General features: G+C 70.9%; 15 protein-coding genes and 1 tRNA gene. 9 read left to right on the top strand and 7 right to left on the bottom strand.

Annotated features, from left to right (window positions below):
• Positions 1-6: 6 nt before the first annotated feature.
• Both IE107_RS35945 and IE107_RS35940 read right to left on the bottom strand, forming a co-directional pair.
• Entirely contained in the window at positions 7-264 is a 258-nt protein-coding gene (locus IE107_RS35945) for a hypothetical protein (RefSeq protein ID WP_308434253.1), read from the bottom strand.
• Positions 264-509 carry a hypothetical protein gene (locus IE107_RS35940; RefSeq protein ID WP_308434252.1) on the bottom strand — a complete coding sequence of 82 codons (246 nt, stop codon included), beginning with the start codon at positions 507-509 and terminating at the stop codon, positions 264-266. Before IE107_RS35940 ends, IE107_RS35945 begins: the two co-directional genes overlap by 1 nt.
• A 115-nt stretch (positions 510-624) precedes the next feature.
• Between IE107_RS35940 and IE107_RS22660 the strand changes: the two genes are divergently transcribed.
• On the top strand, positions 625-1,122 hold the full coding sequence (locus IE107_RS22660) for a hypothetical protein (protein WP_189545717.1): 498 nt from the start codon (positions 625-627) through the stop codon (positions 1,120-1,122).
• A gap of 13 nt (positions 1,123-1,135) precedes the next feature.
• Here the strand turns inward: IE107_RS22660 and IE107_RS22655 are convergent, their stop codons facing one another.
• From IE107_RS22655 to IE107_RS22645, 3 genes are all read right to left on the bottom strand, one after another.
• Positions 1,136-1,816 (bottom strand): pentapeptide repeat-containing protein, encoded by a 681-nt coding sequence (locus IE107_RS22655; RefSeq protein WP_189545715.1) that lies wholly within the window; start codon positions 1,814-1,816, stop codon positions 1,136-1,138.
• A gap of 89 nt (positions 1,817-1,905) precedes the next feature.
• Positions 1,906-2,382 carry a GNAT family N-acetyltransferase gene (locus tag IE107_RS22650; RefSeq protein ID WP_189545713.1) on the bottom strand — a complete coding sequence of 159 codons (477 nt, stop codon included), beginning with the start codon at positions 2,380-2,382 and terminating at the stop codon, positions 1,906-1,908.
• A 50-nt stretch (positions 2,383-2,432) separates the two neighbouring features.
• Positions 2,433-3,359: an aminoglycoside phosphotransferase family protein gene (locus tag IE107_RS22645; protein ID WP_373302475.1), complete on the bottom strand. Its 927-nt coding sequence runs from the start codon at positions 3,357-3,359 to the stop codon at positions 2,433-2,435.
• Positions 3,360-3,368: 9 nt separating this feature from the next.
• Here IE107_RS22645 and IE107_RS22640 point away from each other — a divergent pair, with 9 nt between their 5' ends.
• The 4 genes from IE107_RS22640 (at position 3,369) to IE107_RS22625 (ending at position 8,475) form a co-directional block, all read left to right on the top strand.
• Entirely contained in the window at positions 3,369-4,043 is a 675-nt protein-coding gene (locus tag IE107_RS22640; RefSeq protein ID WP_189545709.1) for a rhomboid-like protein, read from the top strand.
• A gap of 51 nt (positions 4,044-4,094) precedes the next feature.
• On the top strand, positions 4,095-5,495 hold the full coding sequence (locus tag IE107_RS22635) for an NAD(P)/FAD-dependent oxidoreductase (protein WP_189545707.1): 1,401 nt from the start codon (positions 4,095-4,097) through the stop codon (positions 5,493-5,495).
• A gap of 140 nt (positions 5,496-5,635) precedes the next feature.
• On the top strand, positions 5,636-7,288 hold the full coding sequence (locus tag IE107_RS22630) for a 5-guanidino-2-oxopentanoate decarboxylase (protein WP_229867172.1): 1,653 nt from the start codon (positions 5,636-5,638) through the stop codon (positions 7,286-7,288).
• Positions 7,285-8,475, top strand: a complete 1,191-nt coding sequence (locus IE107_RS22625; RefSeq protein ID WP_189545706.1) for a Glu/Leu/Phe/Val dehydrogenase dimerization domain-containing protein — start codon at positions 7,285-7,287, stop codon at positions 8,473-8,475. The genes IE107_RS22630 and IE107_RS22625 overlap by 4 nt, the downstream gene beginning before the upstream one ends.
• Positions 8,476-8,628: 153 nt before the next feature.
• Here IE107_RS22625 and IE107_RS22620 read toward each other — a convergent pair whose 3' ends face one another.
• A complete protein-coding gene (locus IE107_RS22620) occupies positions 8,629-9,009 on the bottom strand; it encodes a hypothetical protein (protein ID WP_189545704.1) in 381 nt (126 codons plus the stop codon).
• A 169-nt stretch (positions 9,010-9,178) separates the two neighbouring features.
• On the opposite strand from IE107_RS22620, the gene IE107_RS22615 reads away from it, so the two are divergent.
• A complete protein-coding gene (locus IE107_RS22615; RefSeq protein WP_189545702.1) occupies positions 9,179-10,153 on the top strand; it encodes a winged helix-turn-helix domain-containing protein in 975 nt (324 codons plus the stop codon).
• Between the two features lie 81 nt (positions 10,154-10,234).
• Here the strand turns inward: IE107_RS22615 and IE107_RS22610 are convergent.
• Positions 10,235-10,308: transfer RNA gene (locus IE107_RS22610), tRNA-Thr, on the bottom strand.
• Positions 10,309-10,488: 180 nt separating this feature from the next.
• Between IE107_RS22610 and IE107_RS22605 the strand changes: the two genes are divergently transcribed.
• The 3 genes from IE107_RS22605 to IE107_RS22595 all read left to right on the top strand — a co-directional run bounded on the left by IE107_RS22605 (position 10,489) and on the right by IE107_RS22595 (position 13,006).
• Complete coding sequence (locus tag IE107_RS22605; RefSeq protein WP_189545700.1) at positions 10,489-11,625, top strand: ABC transporter ATP-binding protein; 1,137 nt, start codon at positions 10,489-10,491, stop codon at positions 11,623-11,625.
• A 222-nt stretch (positions 11,626-11,847) separates the two neighbouring features.
• The gene (locus tag IE107_RS22600) at positions 11,848-12,261 is read left to right on the top strand and encodes a hypothetical protein (RefSeq protein WP_189545698.1); all 414 of its coding nucleotides are present in this window, start codon (positions 11,848-11,850) and stop codon (positions 12,259-12,261) included.
• A gap of 34 nt (positions 12,262-12,295) precedes the next feature.
• Positions 12,296-13,006 carry a nucleotidyltransferase family protein gene (locus tag IE107_RS22595; protein WP_189545696.1) on the top strand — a complete coding sequence of 237 codons (711 nt, stop codon included), beginning with the start codon at positions 12,296-12,298 and terminating at the stop codon, positions 13,004-13,006.
• Positions 13,007-13,041: the final 35 nt, after the last annotated feature.

Here is a 13,041-nt window from a genome sequence, read left to right as displayed (position 1 = left end):
GGAGCGTCAGTCCTGGCCGAACAGCTCGTCGGCTGTCGTTGCCGTGAGCGCCCTGTCGGACCAGGTGTCGAGCAACTCGGAATCCCGGCACGAACCGATCCGCTCCCGGACCGTGTCATCCACCGGCACCCCGCGACGATCCAGAATCCGCAGCACGATGCGGGCCTGCCCCTCCGCCGTACCTTCTTCCCGTCCCTCTTCCCGCCCCTCATCCCGGAAGCTTTCGGCGACGATGCCGCGGAAGTGGCTGAGGCTCGCACTCATCAGATTCCTCCAGATCTCGCGGGCCGGGGTATCGCCCAGGCCGGCCTCCTGCCGCCCACCACATCGATCCGTAACAGCGTGTCGACGTGGCGCTCGACGGGGCGCATCTCGGTCAGGTCCGTATCCAATAGGGAGACAGCAACCGATTCGGGAAAAGGGACACCCAGGGCCCGGAAGGCACTGGCGAACAATGTCGGATTCTCCTGGAAAATCCGATGCTGCGCTTCATGTGGTGAGCTGACCATGAGCAGAGAATATGCATCCCGCATATGCCGAATCACCGAATCCGGCAGTCATCACCCGATCGAGAAACCGACCACCACGGCATTGAGGCCCCGCCCGGCATGGCACCATCGAAGCGTGCTCGACATCGGCTACTCCCTCTCCCGGCGCTTCCCCGATCCCCCGCAGACCGACTACCGCCGCGCGGACGTCCACGCCCTGCGGCACGATCTGTTCTCCGGGGACGTCTACCTCGCGGACACCAAGGAGGACCGCGAGGTATCCACGGCCTGGGGATGGGTGCCGGTACTCGACTTCGCGTGGGCACTGTGCGACATCGTCGAGCAGATCGACCAGGACCCGCGCGGCAACCGCTCGCACCACCGGCAGTTCGCCGAGCTGGACTTCACCGAATCGTCCGACCGGATGCTCTTCGAGCGCCGCTTCGGCTGGGTCGACGTCGAAGCGGACTGGATGCCCGGCGAGGAGCCCCCGCTCACCTTCAGCCACTCACTGCTGCGCCGCGAGGCCCGCGACTTCCTGCACGACCTGATCGCCGACCTCGCCGACATGCACGAAGGTCTCGCCGACAACCCCGTGATCTGGGACCTCCAGGCCCGCTTCCCCCGGGTCTGACGCCTTCTCTCCGCTACACCTCCACACGCACCCCGATCTGCGCCGCGAACGCCGGCGCCAGCTCCATCAGCTGCGCCGGGCTGATCACCGCACCCGACAGCCGCTCCACCCCGCGCGCGATGTCCAGCTCCGCGACCGTGCGCAGGTCCACCGACTCCATCCGCACGGAGCTGAAGTCGGCCCGCTTCAGCACACAGTCACGGAACTCCACCCGCACCAGCTGCGCGTCCCCGAAATCCGGCTCGGAGAGCACACAGCCCTCGAACACCACGTCCTTGAGCCGGGCCTTGCGCAGATTCAGGTAGTCGATCTTCCCGCCGCGCACCAGCACCCGCTCCAGCACCGCGCCGTGCAGCTGCACCCCGCCCAGCCGGGCGTCCACCACCTCCACGTCACGCAGCGAGGCCCCCGCGAGATCGATGCCCACGCCCCGTACGCCCGTCAGCACCGAGTCGATGAAGCGGGCCCTGACCAGCTCCGCGCGGTCCAGCGCGCAGCCGTCCAGCGCGCAGTCCATGAACCGGGCTCCGGGACCGGACTCGTCCGCGAGATCCGTCCCCTCGAACCGCAGCCCGTCGTAGTCCCCGTCCGGCTCCAGGCCCCCGCCGTCGTACGGAACGAGCGGCGGGAGCCGTACCTCCGGCCGCCGGGCCGCCGGGATGCTCCCGGTCTTCCTGCTGTTGCTGCGCGCCATGCCCTCCATCGTGGCCCATGCCACTGACAACGCCCCCGAGGCCGCCGCCACGGACACGCGCGGGCCGGGACGGAGGGCCCGCCGTCCGCCTACCGCTGCCCGCCGAGCTCCGCCAACGCCGCGTCCGTGAGCCGGTACACCGTCCACTCGTCCTGCGGGCGCGCGCCCAGCGACTCGTAGAAGGCGATGGACGGGGCGTTCCAGTCCAGCACCGACCACTCCAGGCGCTGGTAGCCGCGCTCCGTACAGATCCGCGCCAGCTCCGTCAGCAGCGCCTTCCCGTGCCCGCCGCCGCGCCGCTCCGGGCGTACGTACAGGTCCTCCAGGTAGATGCCGTGCACCCCGCGCCAGGTGGAGAAGTTCAGGAACCACAGCGCGAAGCCGACCGGCTCGCCGTCGTCCGCCTCGGCGATGTGCGCGTACGCGGCGGGCCGCTCACCGAACAGCGCCTCGTGCAGCTGCTCCTCGGTGGCCTTCACCTCGTGCAGGGCCTTCTCGTATTCGGCCAGCTCACGGACCATGGCGTGGATGACGGGGACATCTGCGGGAACAGCGGTACGAATCATGGGGGCAGCGTAAGCAGAGCCACCACCCTCACCCGCCCCGCCCCCCTCGCTCAGCTTCGCCCCAGCAACCGCAGCGCGATCTCTGCCCGGTCCGGGTCCAGCCGCCGCGCACCGTCCGCCACGTCCCACAATTCGGTCTGCAGCAGCCGCCCCAGCGTCCAGGCGCGTGCCCGTTCCCGGTCCAGGCCCAGCGCATCCGTCAGCAGATCGAACCGCCACCGCACCGCCACCGGGTCGAACCGGTTGACCAGCGCCGGCCACAGCTCGAAGCCCGGATCGCCCACCAGCGGCTTCGGGTCGATGGCCACCCACCGGCCCGCCCCGTCGGCCAGCACATTGCCGTAGTGCAGGTCCCAGTGCAGCAACCGGTCCCCCGGCTCCCCCGCGACCTCCCGCATCGCCGCCGCGCAGTCCGCGAGCAGCCGCCCCTCCGCCGCGTCCGCCAGCTGCGCCACCGCTCCGGGCACCGCCGCCAGCATCCGCTCCGTCAGCTCCCCCAGTCCCCGCAGCCCGCGGCCCGCCGGGGCGGGTACGGACGTCAGCCCGGCCAGCAGCTCCGCGAGAATCCGCGCCGCCCCGCGCTCGTCCGCCATCCCGCCCAGCGAGCGGTGCCCGTCCAGCCGCTCCAGCAGCATCGTCCCCGTCGCGGCATCGTGGTCCAGCAACCGCACGGCACCCGCGCCCGCCTCTCCCCACACCCGCAGCGCGACCGGCTCGCCCGCCGTCTCCTCGTCCACCGGCTGGAGCTTCAGCGCCGCCCGGCGGTCGTCCGTCACCCGCACCACCGGAAGCACCAGCGCACACACCCCGTGGAACGCTTCGCCGTCCCGCCGCAGCCCCCACCGCTCCAGGAACTCGGCGGCCCGCCCCGGCAGCGCCGCCAGGAAGGCCCGCCCGGCGGCGCCGTTGTACTTGGACTGAGTGGCGATCAGCCCGTCCGGAATGTCGATCACGCCGCCGCTCCCAGGACCGTGCATCAATCGGATATGACCCCGAGCAGCCCCGCACCGCCCGCCCGGCACCGCACCACCGTCGGCTCGTGGCTCCACAGCGCCGGCTCCTGGATCCGCAGCGCACCCGGCACCTACATCTGGCTGGCCGCGCTCTTCGTCACCACGGTCATCATCCACCAGATGTCACCGGACTTCGAAGAGGACTTCCTGCGCCAGCGCTCGACCAACATCCATGAACTCACCGAGGACCCCGTGCGCGTCCTGTTCGCCAGCGCCTTCTGGATCGACGGCGGGCACTGGCTCCCGTACGCCTTCCTGTACACCGTCTTCCACGCACCGGCCGAGCGCTGGCTCGGCACCCTGCGCTGGCTAGCCGTCGTCCTCCTGGCGCATGTCCTGGCCACCCTCGCCAGCGAGGGCGTCCTGGCCTGGGCGATCCGGCACGGACACGTGGCGCCGTCGGCCGCCGACACCCTGGACGTCGGTGTCAGTTACGCGCTGGCGGGGGTCGTCGCCGTGCTCACGTACCACGTCCCGCCGCCCTGGCGGTTCGTCTACCTCTTCGCCGTCCTCGTCATCTACGGCCTCCCGCTCATCACCGGCCGCAGCTTCACCGACCTCGGCCACTTCACCGCCGTACTCATCGGCCTCGCCTGCTATCCACTGGTCCGGTCCCGGCAGGGGACGAGAACGCCTGTTCCGCAGTAACGTCCCGCCCGAGAGCCACCAGGGCTTCACACCGGACAAAGCAGGGGCAACATGAGCACCGTCAGCACCGTCAACGGCGGCATATCGTTCTGGTACGCGGACCAAGGCACCCCGCACGCCCGGGAACCCCTGCCCGGCGACGCCACCGCAGACATCTGCATCGTCGGCGGCGGATACACCGGGCTGTGGACGGCCTACTACCTCAAGAAGGCCGTCCCCTTCCTCAACATCACCGTCCTCGAAGCCAAGTTCTGCGGCTACGGCGCCTCCGGGCGCAACGGCGGCTGGCTCTACAACGGCATCGCGGGCCGCGACCGCTACGCGAAACTCCACGGCCACGAAGCCGCCGTCCGGCTCCAGCAGGCGATGAACGAGACGGTCGACGAGGTCGTACGCGTGGCCGCCGAGGAGAACATCGACGCCGACATCCATCAGGGCGGCGTCCTCGAAGTCGCCTACACACCCGCGCAGCTGGCCAGGCTCAAGGACTTCCACTCCGTCGAGATCGCCTTCGGCGAGACGGACCGCGTGCTGCGCGGCGCCCGGGAGACCTGCGAACGCGTCAATGTCACCGGAGCCGTCGGCTCCACCTGGACCCCGCACGGCGCCCGGCTGCACCCCGTCAAACTCGTCCAGGGGCTCGCCGCGACCGTCGAGGCGCTCGGCGTCACCATCCACGAGTCGACACCCGTCACGGAGATCAGGCCCAAGCACGCGCACACCCCGTACGGCACCGTCCGCGCCCCGTACATCCTGCGCTGCACCGAGGGCTTCACCGCGAACCTCAAGGGCCAGCGGCGCACCTGGCTCCCCATGAACTCCTCGATGATCGTCACCGAGCCGCTGCCCCGGCCGGTCTGGGACACCATCGGCTGGGAGGGCCGCGAGACCCTCGGCGACATGGCCCACGCCTACATGTACGCCCAGCGCACCGCCGACGACCGCATCGCGCTCGGCGGACGCGGCGTCCCGTACCGTTTCGGCTCGGGCACCGACAACGACGGCCGAACCCAGCCCGCCACCATCGAGGCCCTCCGCGACATCCTGGTCCGCTTCTTCCCCGGTACCGCGGGGGCCAGGATCGACCACGCCTGGTCCGGCGTCCTCGGCGTCCCGCGCGACTGGTGCGCCACGGTCACCCTGGACCGTTCCACCGGGCTCGGCTGGGCGGGCGGCTACGTCGGCTCCGGCGTCGCCACCACCAACCTCGCCGCCCGCACCCTGCGCGATCTGATCCAGCAGGACTCCGGCCAGTCGGGCCCCACCGATCTGACCACCCTCCCCTGGGTCGGCCACAAGGTCCGCCGCTGGGAACCGGAGCCCTTCCGCTGGATCGGCGTCCACGGCATGTACGCCGCCTACCGCGCCGCCGACCGCCGCGAACTCACCTCGTCGCGGGCCGGCACCGACCCGGTGGCGAAGGCCGCGGACCGGCTGGCGGGGCGGCACTGACCGGAAGAACGGACGGGCACCCGGAAACCGGGCAAGGGAGTCAGCACCCACAGCTGAACAAACGTTCAGTATCTGCACGCATTGACACGGGCGATCCAGACTCCAAATACTGACTACTCATTCAGTAAGGAGCCTGTGCAGTGCCTGGACACCCCCTGCCGGAACCGCCCGCGACCCCGCACGCCCGGCCACCGCGAAACGGCCTCACCGGCGGGGAGACGCTGGTGCGGGCGCTCGCCGCGCACGGAGTGACCCAGGCGTTCGGCATCCCCGGCACCCACAACCTGGAGATCTACCGGCACCTGGCCGCCCACCGCATCGACCATCTCAACCCCCGCCACGAGCAGGGCGCGGGCTACGCCGCCGACGCCTACGCCCGGGTCAGCGGCCGGCCCGGCGTGGCAATCACCACCACCGGCCCGGCACTGCTGAACATCGCGGCCGCCGTCGGCCAGGCGTACTCCGACAGCGTCCCGCTGCTCGTCGTCTCACCCGGCATGCCGCTGCACCACCCCCGGCAGTCGACCGGACTGCTGCACGAGATGCGCAGCCAGACCGAGGCACTGCGGGGCGTCGCGGCCGTCAGCCACCGGGCGGCCTCGGCCGAGGAGATCGGCGTCGCGGTCGCCCGCGCCTTCACCCTCTTCCGCACACGGCGCCCCCGCCCCGTACACATCGAGATACCGCTGGACCTGCTCACCGCCGTGGCACCGGCCGGTCCGGTACGGACCGCCCCGCCGCTCTCGCCCGCGACGGCGGACCCGGAGGCGCTCTCGGCCGCGGCCGCGGCGCTGCGCTCGGCCGCCCGGCCCGGGATCGTGCTCGGCGGCGGGGCACGCGGAGCCGCCGCCGAGTGCCTGCGCCTGGCCGTGGCGCTGGGCGCCCCCGTGGTGACCTCGGCGAACGGCAAGGGGATCGTCGCGGAGACCCACCCGCTTTCGCTCGGCGTCTCCCTGCACAGCCGTCCCGTCCGACGCTGGCTGGCGGAGCGCGACGTGGTGCTCGCCGTCGGCACCGAACTCGCCGAATCCGACCTGTGGGAGCCCCTGCCCGCGCTCGGCGGCACCCTCGTCCGGGCCGACATCGATCCGGCGCAGATGTACGCGGGCCCGCCCGCGGACATCCCACTGGTGGGCGACGCCCGCCACACCCTGCGCTCCCTCCTCGCCGTCCTCCCCGAAGCCGGCGGGGCGCACCCCGAGGCCCACCGGGCCGTCGCCGCCCTGCTCGAAGAGCGGAACGCCGGGACCCGGAGCCAGGACGCACACCTGCTGCCGTACCTGGCGGCGATCGCAGCGGTGCTCCCCGCGAACGCGGTACTCACCTCCGACAGCGCCCAGTGCTGCTACTACGGCGCGATCCCGCACCTGCCCGTCGCCCCGGAGGGCCGCTATCTGCACCCGACGGGCTTCGGCACGCTCGGCTACGCGCTGCCCGCCGCCATCGGCGCCAAGACCGCGGACCCCGCCCGGCCGGTCGTCGCGCTGAGCGGCGACGGGGGCCTCCAGTTCTCCGTACAGGAACTGGCCACCGCCGTACAGCTGCGGCTCCCCCTGCCCGTCGTGGTCTTCGACAACGGCGGCTACGGCGAGATCCGCGACGAGATGGCATCCCGCGGCGACCGCCCCACCGCGGTCGACCTGCCGCCGGTCGACCTGCCCGCCCTGGCCCGCGCCTACGGCGGCCACGGCGTACGCGCCGACTCGCCCGAGGCGCTCGCCGGGGCCCTGCGCCGGGCCCTGGACACCCCGGGCCCCACCCTCATCACCGTCCCCCAGGAGCTCCCCCGATGACCACGTCCCCCACCGGCCCCCTGATCTCCCTCACCTGGACCGACCAGGAGACCGGGCACCAGGGGCACCTGGTCATCGACCGTCTGGTGCGCGGTGTCTCCAGCGGCGGCCTGCGGATGCGCGCCGACTGCACGCTGGAGGAAGTCACCGGCCTGGCCCGCGGCATGACGATGAAGGAGGTGCTGCACTACAACCCCCGGGGCCGCTACATCCCGCTGGGCGGCGCCAAGGGCGGCATCGACTGCGACCCGCGCGACCCCGCCGCCTACGGTGTCCTCGTCCGCTACCTGCGTGCCGTACGCCCCTACGTCGAACAGTTCTGGACCACCGGAGAGGACCTCGGCCTCACCCAGGACCTGGTCGACCGGGCAGCCGCCGAGGCGGGCCTGGTCTCCTCCGTCCAGGCGGTCTACCCCCTCCTCGACGACGAGGAGGCCGCCCGGCGCCGCCTCGCCGACGCGTTCGCCATCGACGTGGACGGCATCGGCCTGGACGAGCTGGTGGGCGGCTGCGGAGTCGCCGAATCGGTGCTCACGGTCCTGGACCGGGCCGGCGTCGCCCACCGGGGCACCCGCGTCGCGGTGCAGGGCCTCGGCACCATGGGCGGCGCCACCGCCCGCTTCCTGGCCCGCGCCGGTCTCCGCGTCGTCGCGGTCGCCGACATCAAGGGCACCGTCGCCAACCCCGCCGGCCTGGACGTCGAGGCGCTGCTCGCCGCCCGCGACGGCCACGGCACCGTGGACCGCGCCGCGCTCCGCGCCGAGGACCGTGAACTGCCGGCCGACGCCTGGCTGACCGCCGACGCCGAGGTACTGGTCCCGGCCGCCGTCTCGTACGCCGTGGACACCGCCAACCAGGCGGGCATCACCGCCCGTTGGATCGTCGAGGCCGCCAACATGCCGGTGGTGCCCGAGGCGGAGGCCCTGCTGGCCGCCCGCGGCATCGCCGTACTGCCGGACATCGCCGTCAACTCCGGTACGAACGCCTGGTGGTGGTGGACCCTGTTCGGCGACATCGGCGCCGACGCCGACGAGGCGTTCGCGTACACCCGTCGTGCGATGCGTGCCCTGGTCGACCGGATCCTGGCCCGCGCCGAGGCCGAGCACATCACCCCCCGAGCCGCCGCACACGCCCTGGCCGCGGACCGGCTGCCGGTCGTCGCGGAACGCTTCGGATCGTTCCGCTGACAGCCGGAATTCACCTGCAACCCACCGCACAGGAATTCACAGAAAGCTTGCGGGGAATCAAGGGTTTCCGAACCCCGATTCCCCGCAAGCCCTTTCGACTCACCGATTCAGCGATTCACCGGCTCAGCGGCTCAGCGACTCAGCGCGAATCCATCACTTGACGAGCCGAATGGAGTTGTACGGGGTGTAGTCGTAGTCGGCGTACGTGTTGGGCTGCTGGTACCCGCCGCAGTTGTTGCCGGCGGCGTCGTAGCAGTTACGGGCGGTGGCACCGCCGGTCTGGTGGTTGTAGATCCGCTTGATGCCGAACTGGTTGTAGATCTTGTGGACACCGTAGCTGTAGAAGATGTACGTCGGCTTGTCGTTGGCCCAGCTGCCGTTGGGGTAGAGGCAGACGGCACCGGACGGACAGCCGTGGATCGTGGCCGCCGCCTCCGCCGCGGCGGCGTTCCCCCCGAGCGACAGCACCGACCCGGCGGCGACCACGGCGGCTGCCGCGACTGTCGTGACGATCTTGTTCCGAACCCTTTGCATACGAGGTTCCCCCTTTTTTCGTTTCCGAGACCGCGGACTGGTCGGAACCGCGGCTCGCCTTCGTTTACCGCTCGTTTACGAGCTCCTCACATCATGGAAGCGAAAGCCGCCGAGGGGCCAACAGTTTGCAGCACAAGGAAAACGTCCAGTTCATCACTCGGGGGAACCGATGAGACTGCGCATCCACTTCACCACGGACGATTTGGCCCGGACCACGGTGGCCGCCCGCCCGGACGACATGTGGGAGCTGGTCAACAGCCTCCACATCCTCCAGATCCCACGCCCGCCGGCCGAGTACGGCCCCTGGCTCCACCACGTCCGCACCCGGCTCGCCGTACGTGACCTCAGGGCCCTGATCCGGTACGTCACCACCCTCGTCCCCCACAGAGGGGACTTCCCCGACTTCCTCACCCCCTCGGGCACGGACAGCTTCAGCACCTCGCTCGAACTCATCCACGCCACCCCGGCCGCCCGGCTCCGCGACGAACTCGCCACGCATTTCCGCCGCCGCACCCCACCACCATGGGCCCGCCGGCTCGCCGACGGCGACCCGTGCGCCCGGGGAGAACTCCGCCTGGCCCTCACCACGTACTTCCACGAGCTGCTCGCACCCCAACTCCCACTGATCGGCGAGACGTTCCACCTGGAACGTGCCCAGCACAGCCGCGACGTCCTGGAGGGCGGCGTCGAACAGCTCCTGCACACCCTGCCGCCGTCGATCCGCTGGACGTCCCCGACCCTGAGCGCCGACTACCCGCGCGACCGTGACCTGCACCTGGACGGCCGGGGCATCACCCTGGTCCCCTCCTTCTTCTGCACGAAGTCCCCGGTGACCCTGATCAACCCGGGCCTCCCCCCGGTCCTGGTCTACCCCGTCGCACGCCGCCGCCCCCTTCCGGCCACACCTCCCGAGGGCCTGACCGACCTACTGGGGCGGACCCGCGCCCTGATCCTCCAGGCCCTGACCCCGCCCTGCTCCACAGGGGAGCTGGCCCACCGCACAGGCGTCTCCATCGGCACCGCGAGCAAGCACGCCTCGGTCCTGCGCAAGGCAGGCCTCATCACCAGCACCCGCCGAGGCTGCATGATGCTCCACGCCCTGACCCCCCTCGGCAGCGAGCTGGCCCGTCGCAGCGCCGGTTAGCCCGAAGCAACGGAGCCCGAAGCACCGGAGCCCGAACGACAAAACCCCGGCTCGGACGCTGTCCGAGCCGGGGTTCCCCTGAGCCCCCTGTCGGATTCGAACCGACGACCTACGCATTACAAGTGCGTTGCTCTGGCCAGCTGAGCTAAGGAGGCATGTCGGAGCAGTGTAACCAACACTGCACCCTGCGCGGTCCCAAAATTTCGCTCCCTTTGAACTACTGACAGATTCCAAATGGCCAGGTAGCGTCGCTGAAGGTTCACTCAAGTGGACCAGACCACTCCCGTCACTCGGATCGTCCGGCACGTTCCTGCCGGTGGAGGAGAAGATCCAGCATGGCCAGTGTCACGTTCGACAAGGCGTCCCGCATCTACCCCGGCTCCACGAAGCCGGCTGTCGACCAGCTCGAGATCGACATCGCGGACGGTGAGTTCCTCGTCCTCGTCGGTCCTTCCGGTTGTGGCAAGTCGACCTCCCTGCGCATGCTCGCGGGTCTTGAGGACGTCAACGGCGGCGCGATCCGCATCGGCGACCGCGACGTCACGCACCTGCCGCCGAAGGACCGGGACATCGCCATGGTGTTCCAGAACTACGCGCTGTACCCGCACATGACCGTCGCGGACAACATGGGCTTCGCGCTCAAGATCGCCGGGGTCAACAAGACCGAGATCCGGGCGAAGGTCGAAGAGGCCGCCAAGATGCTGGACCTCACCGAGTACCTGGACCGCAAGCCGAAGGCGCTCTCCGGTGGTCAGCGTCAGCGTGTCGCGATGGGCCGCGCCATCGTGCGTGAGCCGCAGGTCTTCCTCATGGACGAGCCGCTGTCGAACCTCGACGCCAAGCTCCGGGTCTCCACCCGTACGCAGATCGCCTCGCTCCAGCGCCGCCTGGGCATCACGACCGTGTACGTCACGCACGACCAGGTCGAGGCCCTGACCATGGGTGACCGCGTCGCGGTCCTCAAGGACGGTCTGCTCCAGCAGGTCGACTCGCCGCGCAACATGTACGACAAGCCGGCGAACCTCTTCGTGGCCGGCTTCATCGGCTCCCCGGCCATGAACCTGGTCGAGGTCCCGATCACCGACGGCGGCGTGAAGTTCGGCAACAGCGTCGTCCCGGTCTCCCGCGAGGCGCTCTCCGCCGCCGCGGACAAGGGCGACACGACCGTCACGGTCGGCATCCGCCCGGAGCACTTCGACATCGTCGAGCACGGCGGCGCCGCCGCGAAGTCCCTGTCCAAGGACAGCGCCGACGCCCCGGCCGGCCTGGCCGTCTCCGTCAACGTCGTCGAGGAGCTCGGCGCCGACGGCTTCGTCTACGGCTCCGCGCGGGTCGGCGGCGAGGACAAGGACCTGGTCGTCCGCGTCAACGGCCGCGCCGTCCCGGAGAAGGGCACCAAGCTGCACGTCGTGCCGCGCCCGGACGAGCTGCACGTCTTCTCGACCTCGACGGGTGCCCGTCTCACCGACTGACGCCCCGCCCACCGCGCCACAGCGGCCCCCACGCTTCCGCGTGCGGGGCCGTTCGCGCGTCATGGGGCCCGAGCGGGTTTGGATCCGTACGGCGCCGGAGCCCCGGCACACCGGTCGTTTCACCGCCGTTCGTCAACACCGGATTCGAAAGGCACCCTCGAACCATCCCCCTCAAGGGTGACGAAATGTCGCCCTGTCATTACTGCCCGCTACGCTCGCTGCGTGACCCACACCGCGCGCCGCATCGGCCGATCCCTCGCCTTCGTTCTGCCCGTCGTGATGGTCCTCTCCGGGACCCTCGCCGTCACCAGCGTGCCGTGGGCAGCGCACAACTCCGAGCCGCAGGTCCTGACCGCGTCGGCTCACGACATCTCCGAGCGCGCCAAGACGCGCACCCCGCAGGACGCCCTCCGCGACCGGCTGCTGCTGGAGCTCCGCGAGAAGGACCCGGGCGTCGCGCTGACGGACCTCCAGCGCTCCGTCGAGGGGCACCCCTCGCTCGCCCGGCACTGCATGTCGATCGCCAGGGCCCTGGGCCGCGCGGCCGTCGAGAAGTACGGCCCCACGCACGCCCACCGGTTCTCGCGCCCCGTCTGCGACACGTCCTTCGCCTCGGGCGTCGCCCGGTTCAGCTGACCGGCCGCTCCGGGCACCGCATATCGTGCCTGGCATGCATACGTTTCCGACGCAGGCCGTGGTTCTGGCGGGTGGCCAGGGATCGCGTCTGCGCCCGTACACCGACGACCGCCCCAAGCCGATGGTCGAGATCCCGGGCACCGGGACTCCGATCATCGGCCACCAGCTTTCCTGGCTGGCCGCCGAAGGCGTGACCGACGCCGTGGTGTCATGCGGTCATCTGGCCGAGGTGCTGCAGGAGTGGCTGGACTCGGCGGTGCTGCCGCTGCGCGTGACGACCGTCGTGGAGTCGGAGCCGCTGGGCCGCGGCGGCGGGCTGAAGTACGCCGCCGCCCGGCTGCCCGATCCCGGGCAGCCCTGGTACGCCACCAACGGCGACATCTGGACGCGCTTCTCCCTGCGCGAGATGGCCGCGTTCCACACCGAGCGCGATGCGACCGCCACGCTGGCCCTGGCCCGTCCCCGTATCCCGTGGGGTGCCGTGGAGACGGACGCGTTCGGGCACATCACCGACTTCATCGAGTCGCCGCCCTCGCCGTACCTGATCAACGCCGGTGTGTACGTCTTCTCCCCGGAGTTCACGACGCTGCTGCCCGACCGGGGCGACCACGAGCGGACGACGTTCCCCCGGCTGGCCCGCGAACGCAGGCTGGCCGGCTACCCGCTCCCGCACGGCGCGTACTGGCGGGCCATCGACACGGCGAAGGACCTCACCGAGGCAGCCAAGGAACTGGACGGCCAGTAGGAGAGACCCCGGCAGGACGAGAAAGGGGCGGTCAC

The organism is Streptomyces gelaticus (assembly GCF_014649535.1).
In the GTDB taxonomy this organism is placed as follows: Bacteria; Actinomycetota; Actinomycetes; order Streptomycetales; family Streptomycetaceae; genus Streptomyces; species Streptomyces gelaticus.
The sequence above is the reverse complement of the archived record's forward strand: the minus strand, read 5'-3'. Positions and strand labels throughout refer to the sequence as shown.

Excerpts from the sequence above, each read along its gene's own strand:
- IE107_RS22650 (WP_189545713.1), bottom strand. The coding sequence starts at position 2,382 with ATGATTCGTACCGCTGTTCCCGCAGATGTCCCCGTCATCCACGCCATG.
- IE107_RS35940 (WP_308434252.1), bottom strand. The coding sequence starts at position 509 with ATGGTCAGCTCACCACATGAAGCGCAGCATCGGATTTTCCAGGAGAAT.
- IE107_RS22615 (WP_189545702.1), top strand. The coding sequence starts at position 9,179 with ATGAGACTGCGCATCCACTTCACCACGGACGATTTGGCCCGGACCACG.
- IE107_RS22655 (WP_189545715.1), bottom strand. The coding sequence starts at position 1,816 with ATGGCGCGCAGCAACAGCAGGAAGACCGGGAGCATCCCGGCGGCCCGG.
- IE107_RS22640 (WP_189545709.1), top strand. The coding sequence starts at position 3,369 with ATGACCCCGAGCAGCCCCGCACCGCCCGCCCGGCACCGCACCACCGTC.
- IE107_RS22595 (WP_189545696.1), top strand. The coding sequence starts at position 12,296 with ATGCATACGTTTCCGACGCAGGCCGTGGTTCTGGCGGGTGGCCAGGGA.
- IE107_RS22635 (WP_189545707.1), top strand. The coding sequence starts at position 4,095 with ATGAGCACCGTCAGCACCGTCAACGGCGGCATATCGTTCTGGTACGCG.
- IE107_RS22625 (WP_189545706.1), top strand. The coding sequence starts at position 7,285 with ATGACCACGTCCCCCACCGGCCCCCTGATCTCCCTCACCTGGACCGAC.
- IE107_RS22605 (WP_189545700.1), top strand. The coding sequence starts at position 10,489 with ATGGCCAGTGTCACGTTCGACAAGGCGTCCCGCATCTACCCCGGCTCC.
- IE107_RS22620 (WP_189545704.1), bottom strand. The coding sequence starts at position 9,009 with ATGCAAAGGGTTCGGAACAAGATCGTCACGACAGTCGCGGCAGCCGCC.
- IE107_RS35945 (WP_308434253.1), bottom strand. The coding sequence starts at position 264 with ATGAGTGCGAGCCTCAGCCACTTCCGCGGCATCGTCGCCGAAAGCTTC.
- IE107_RS22645 (WP_373302475.1), bottom strand. The coding sequence starts at position 3,359 with ATGCACGGTCCTGGGAGCGGCGGCGTGATCGACATTCCGGACGGGCTG.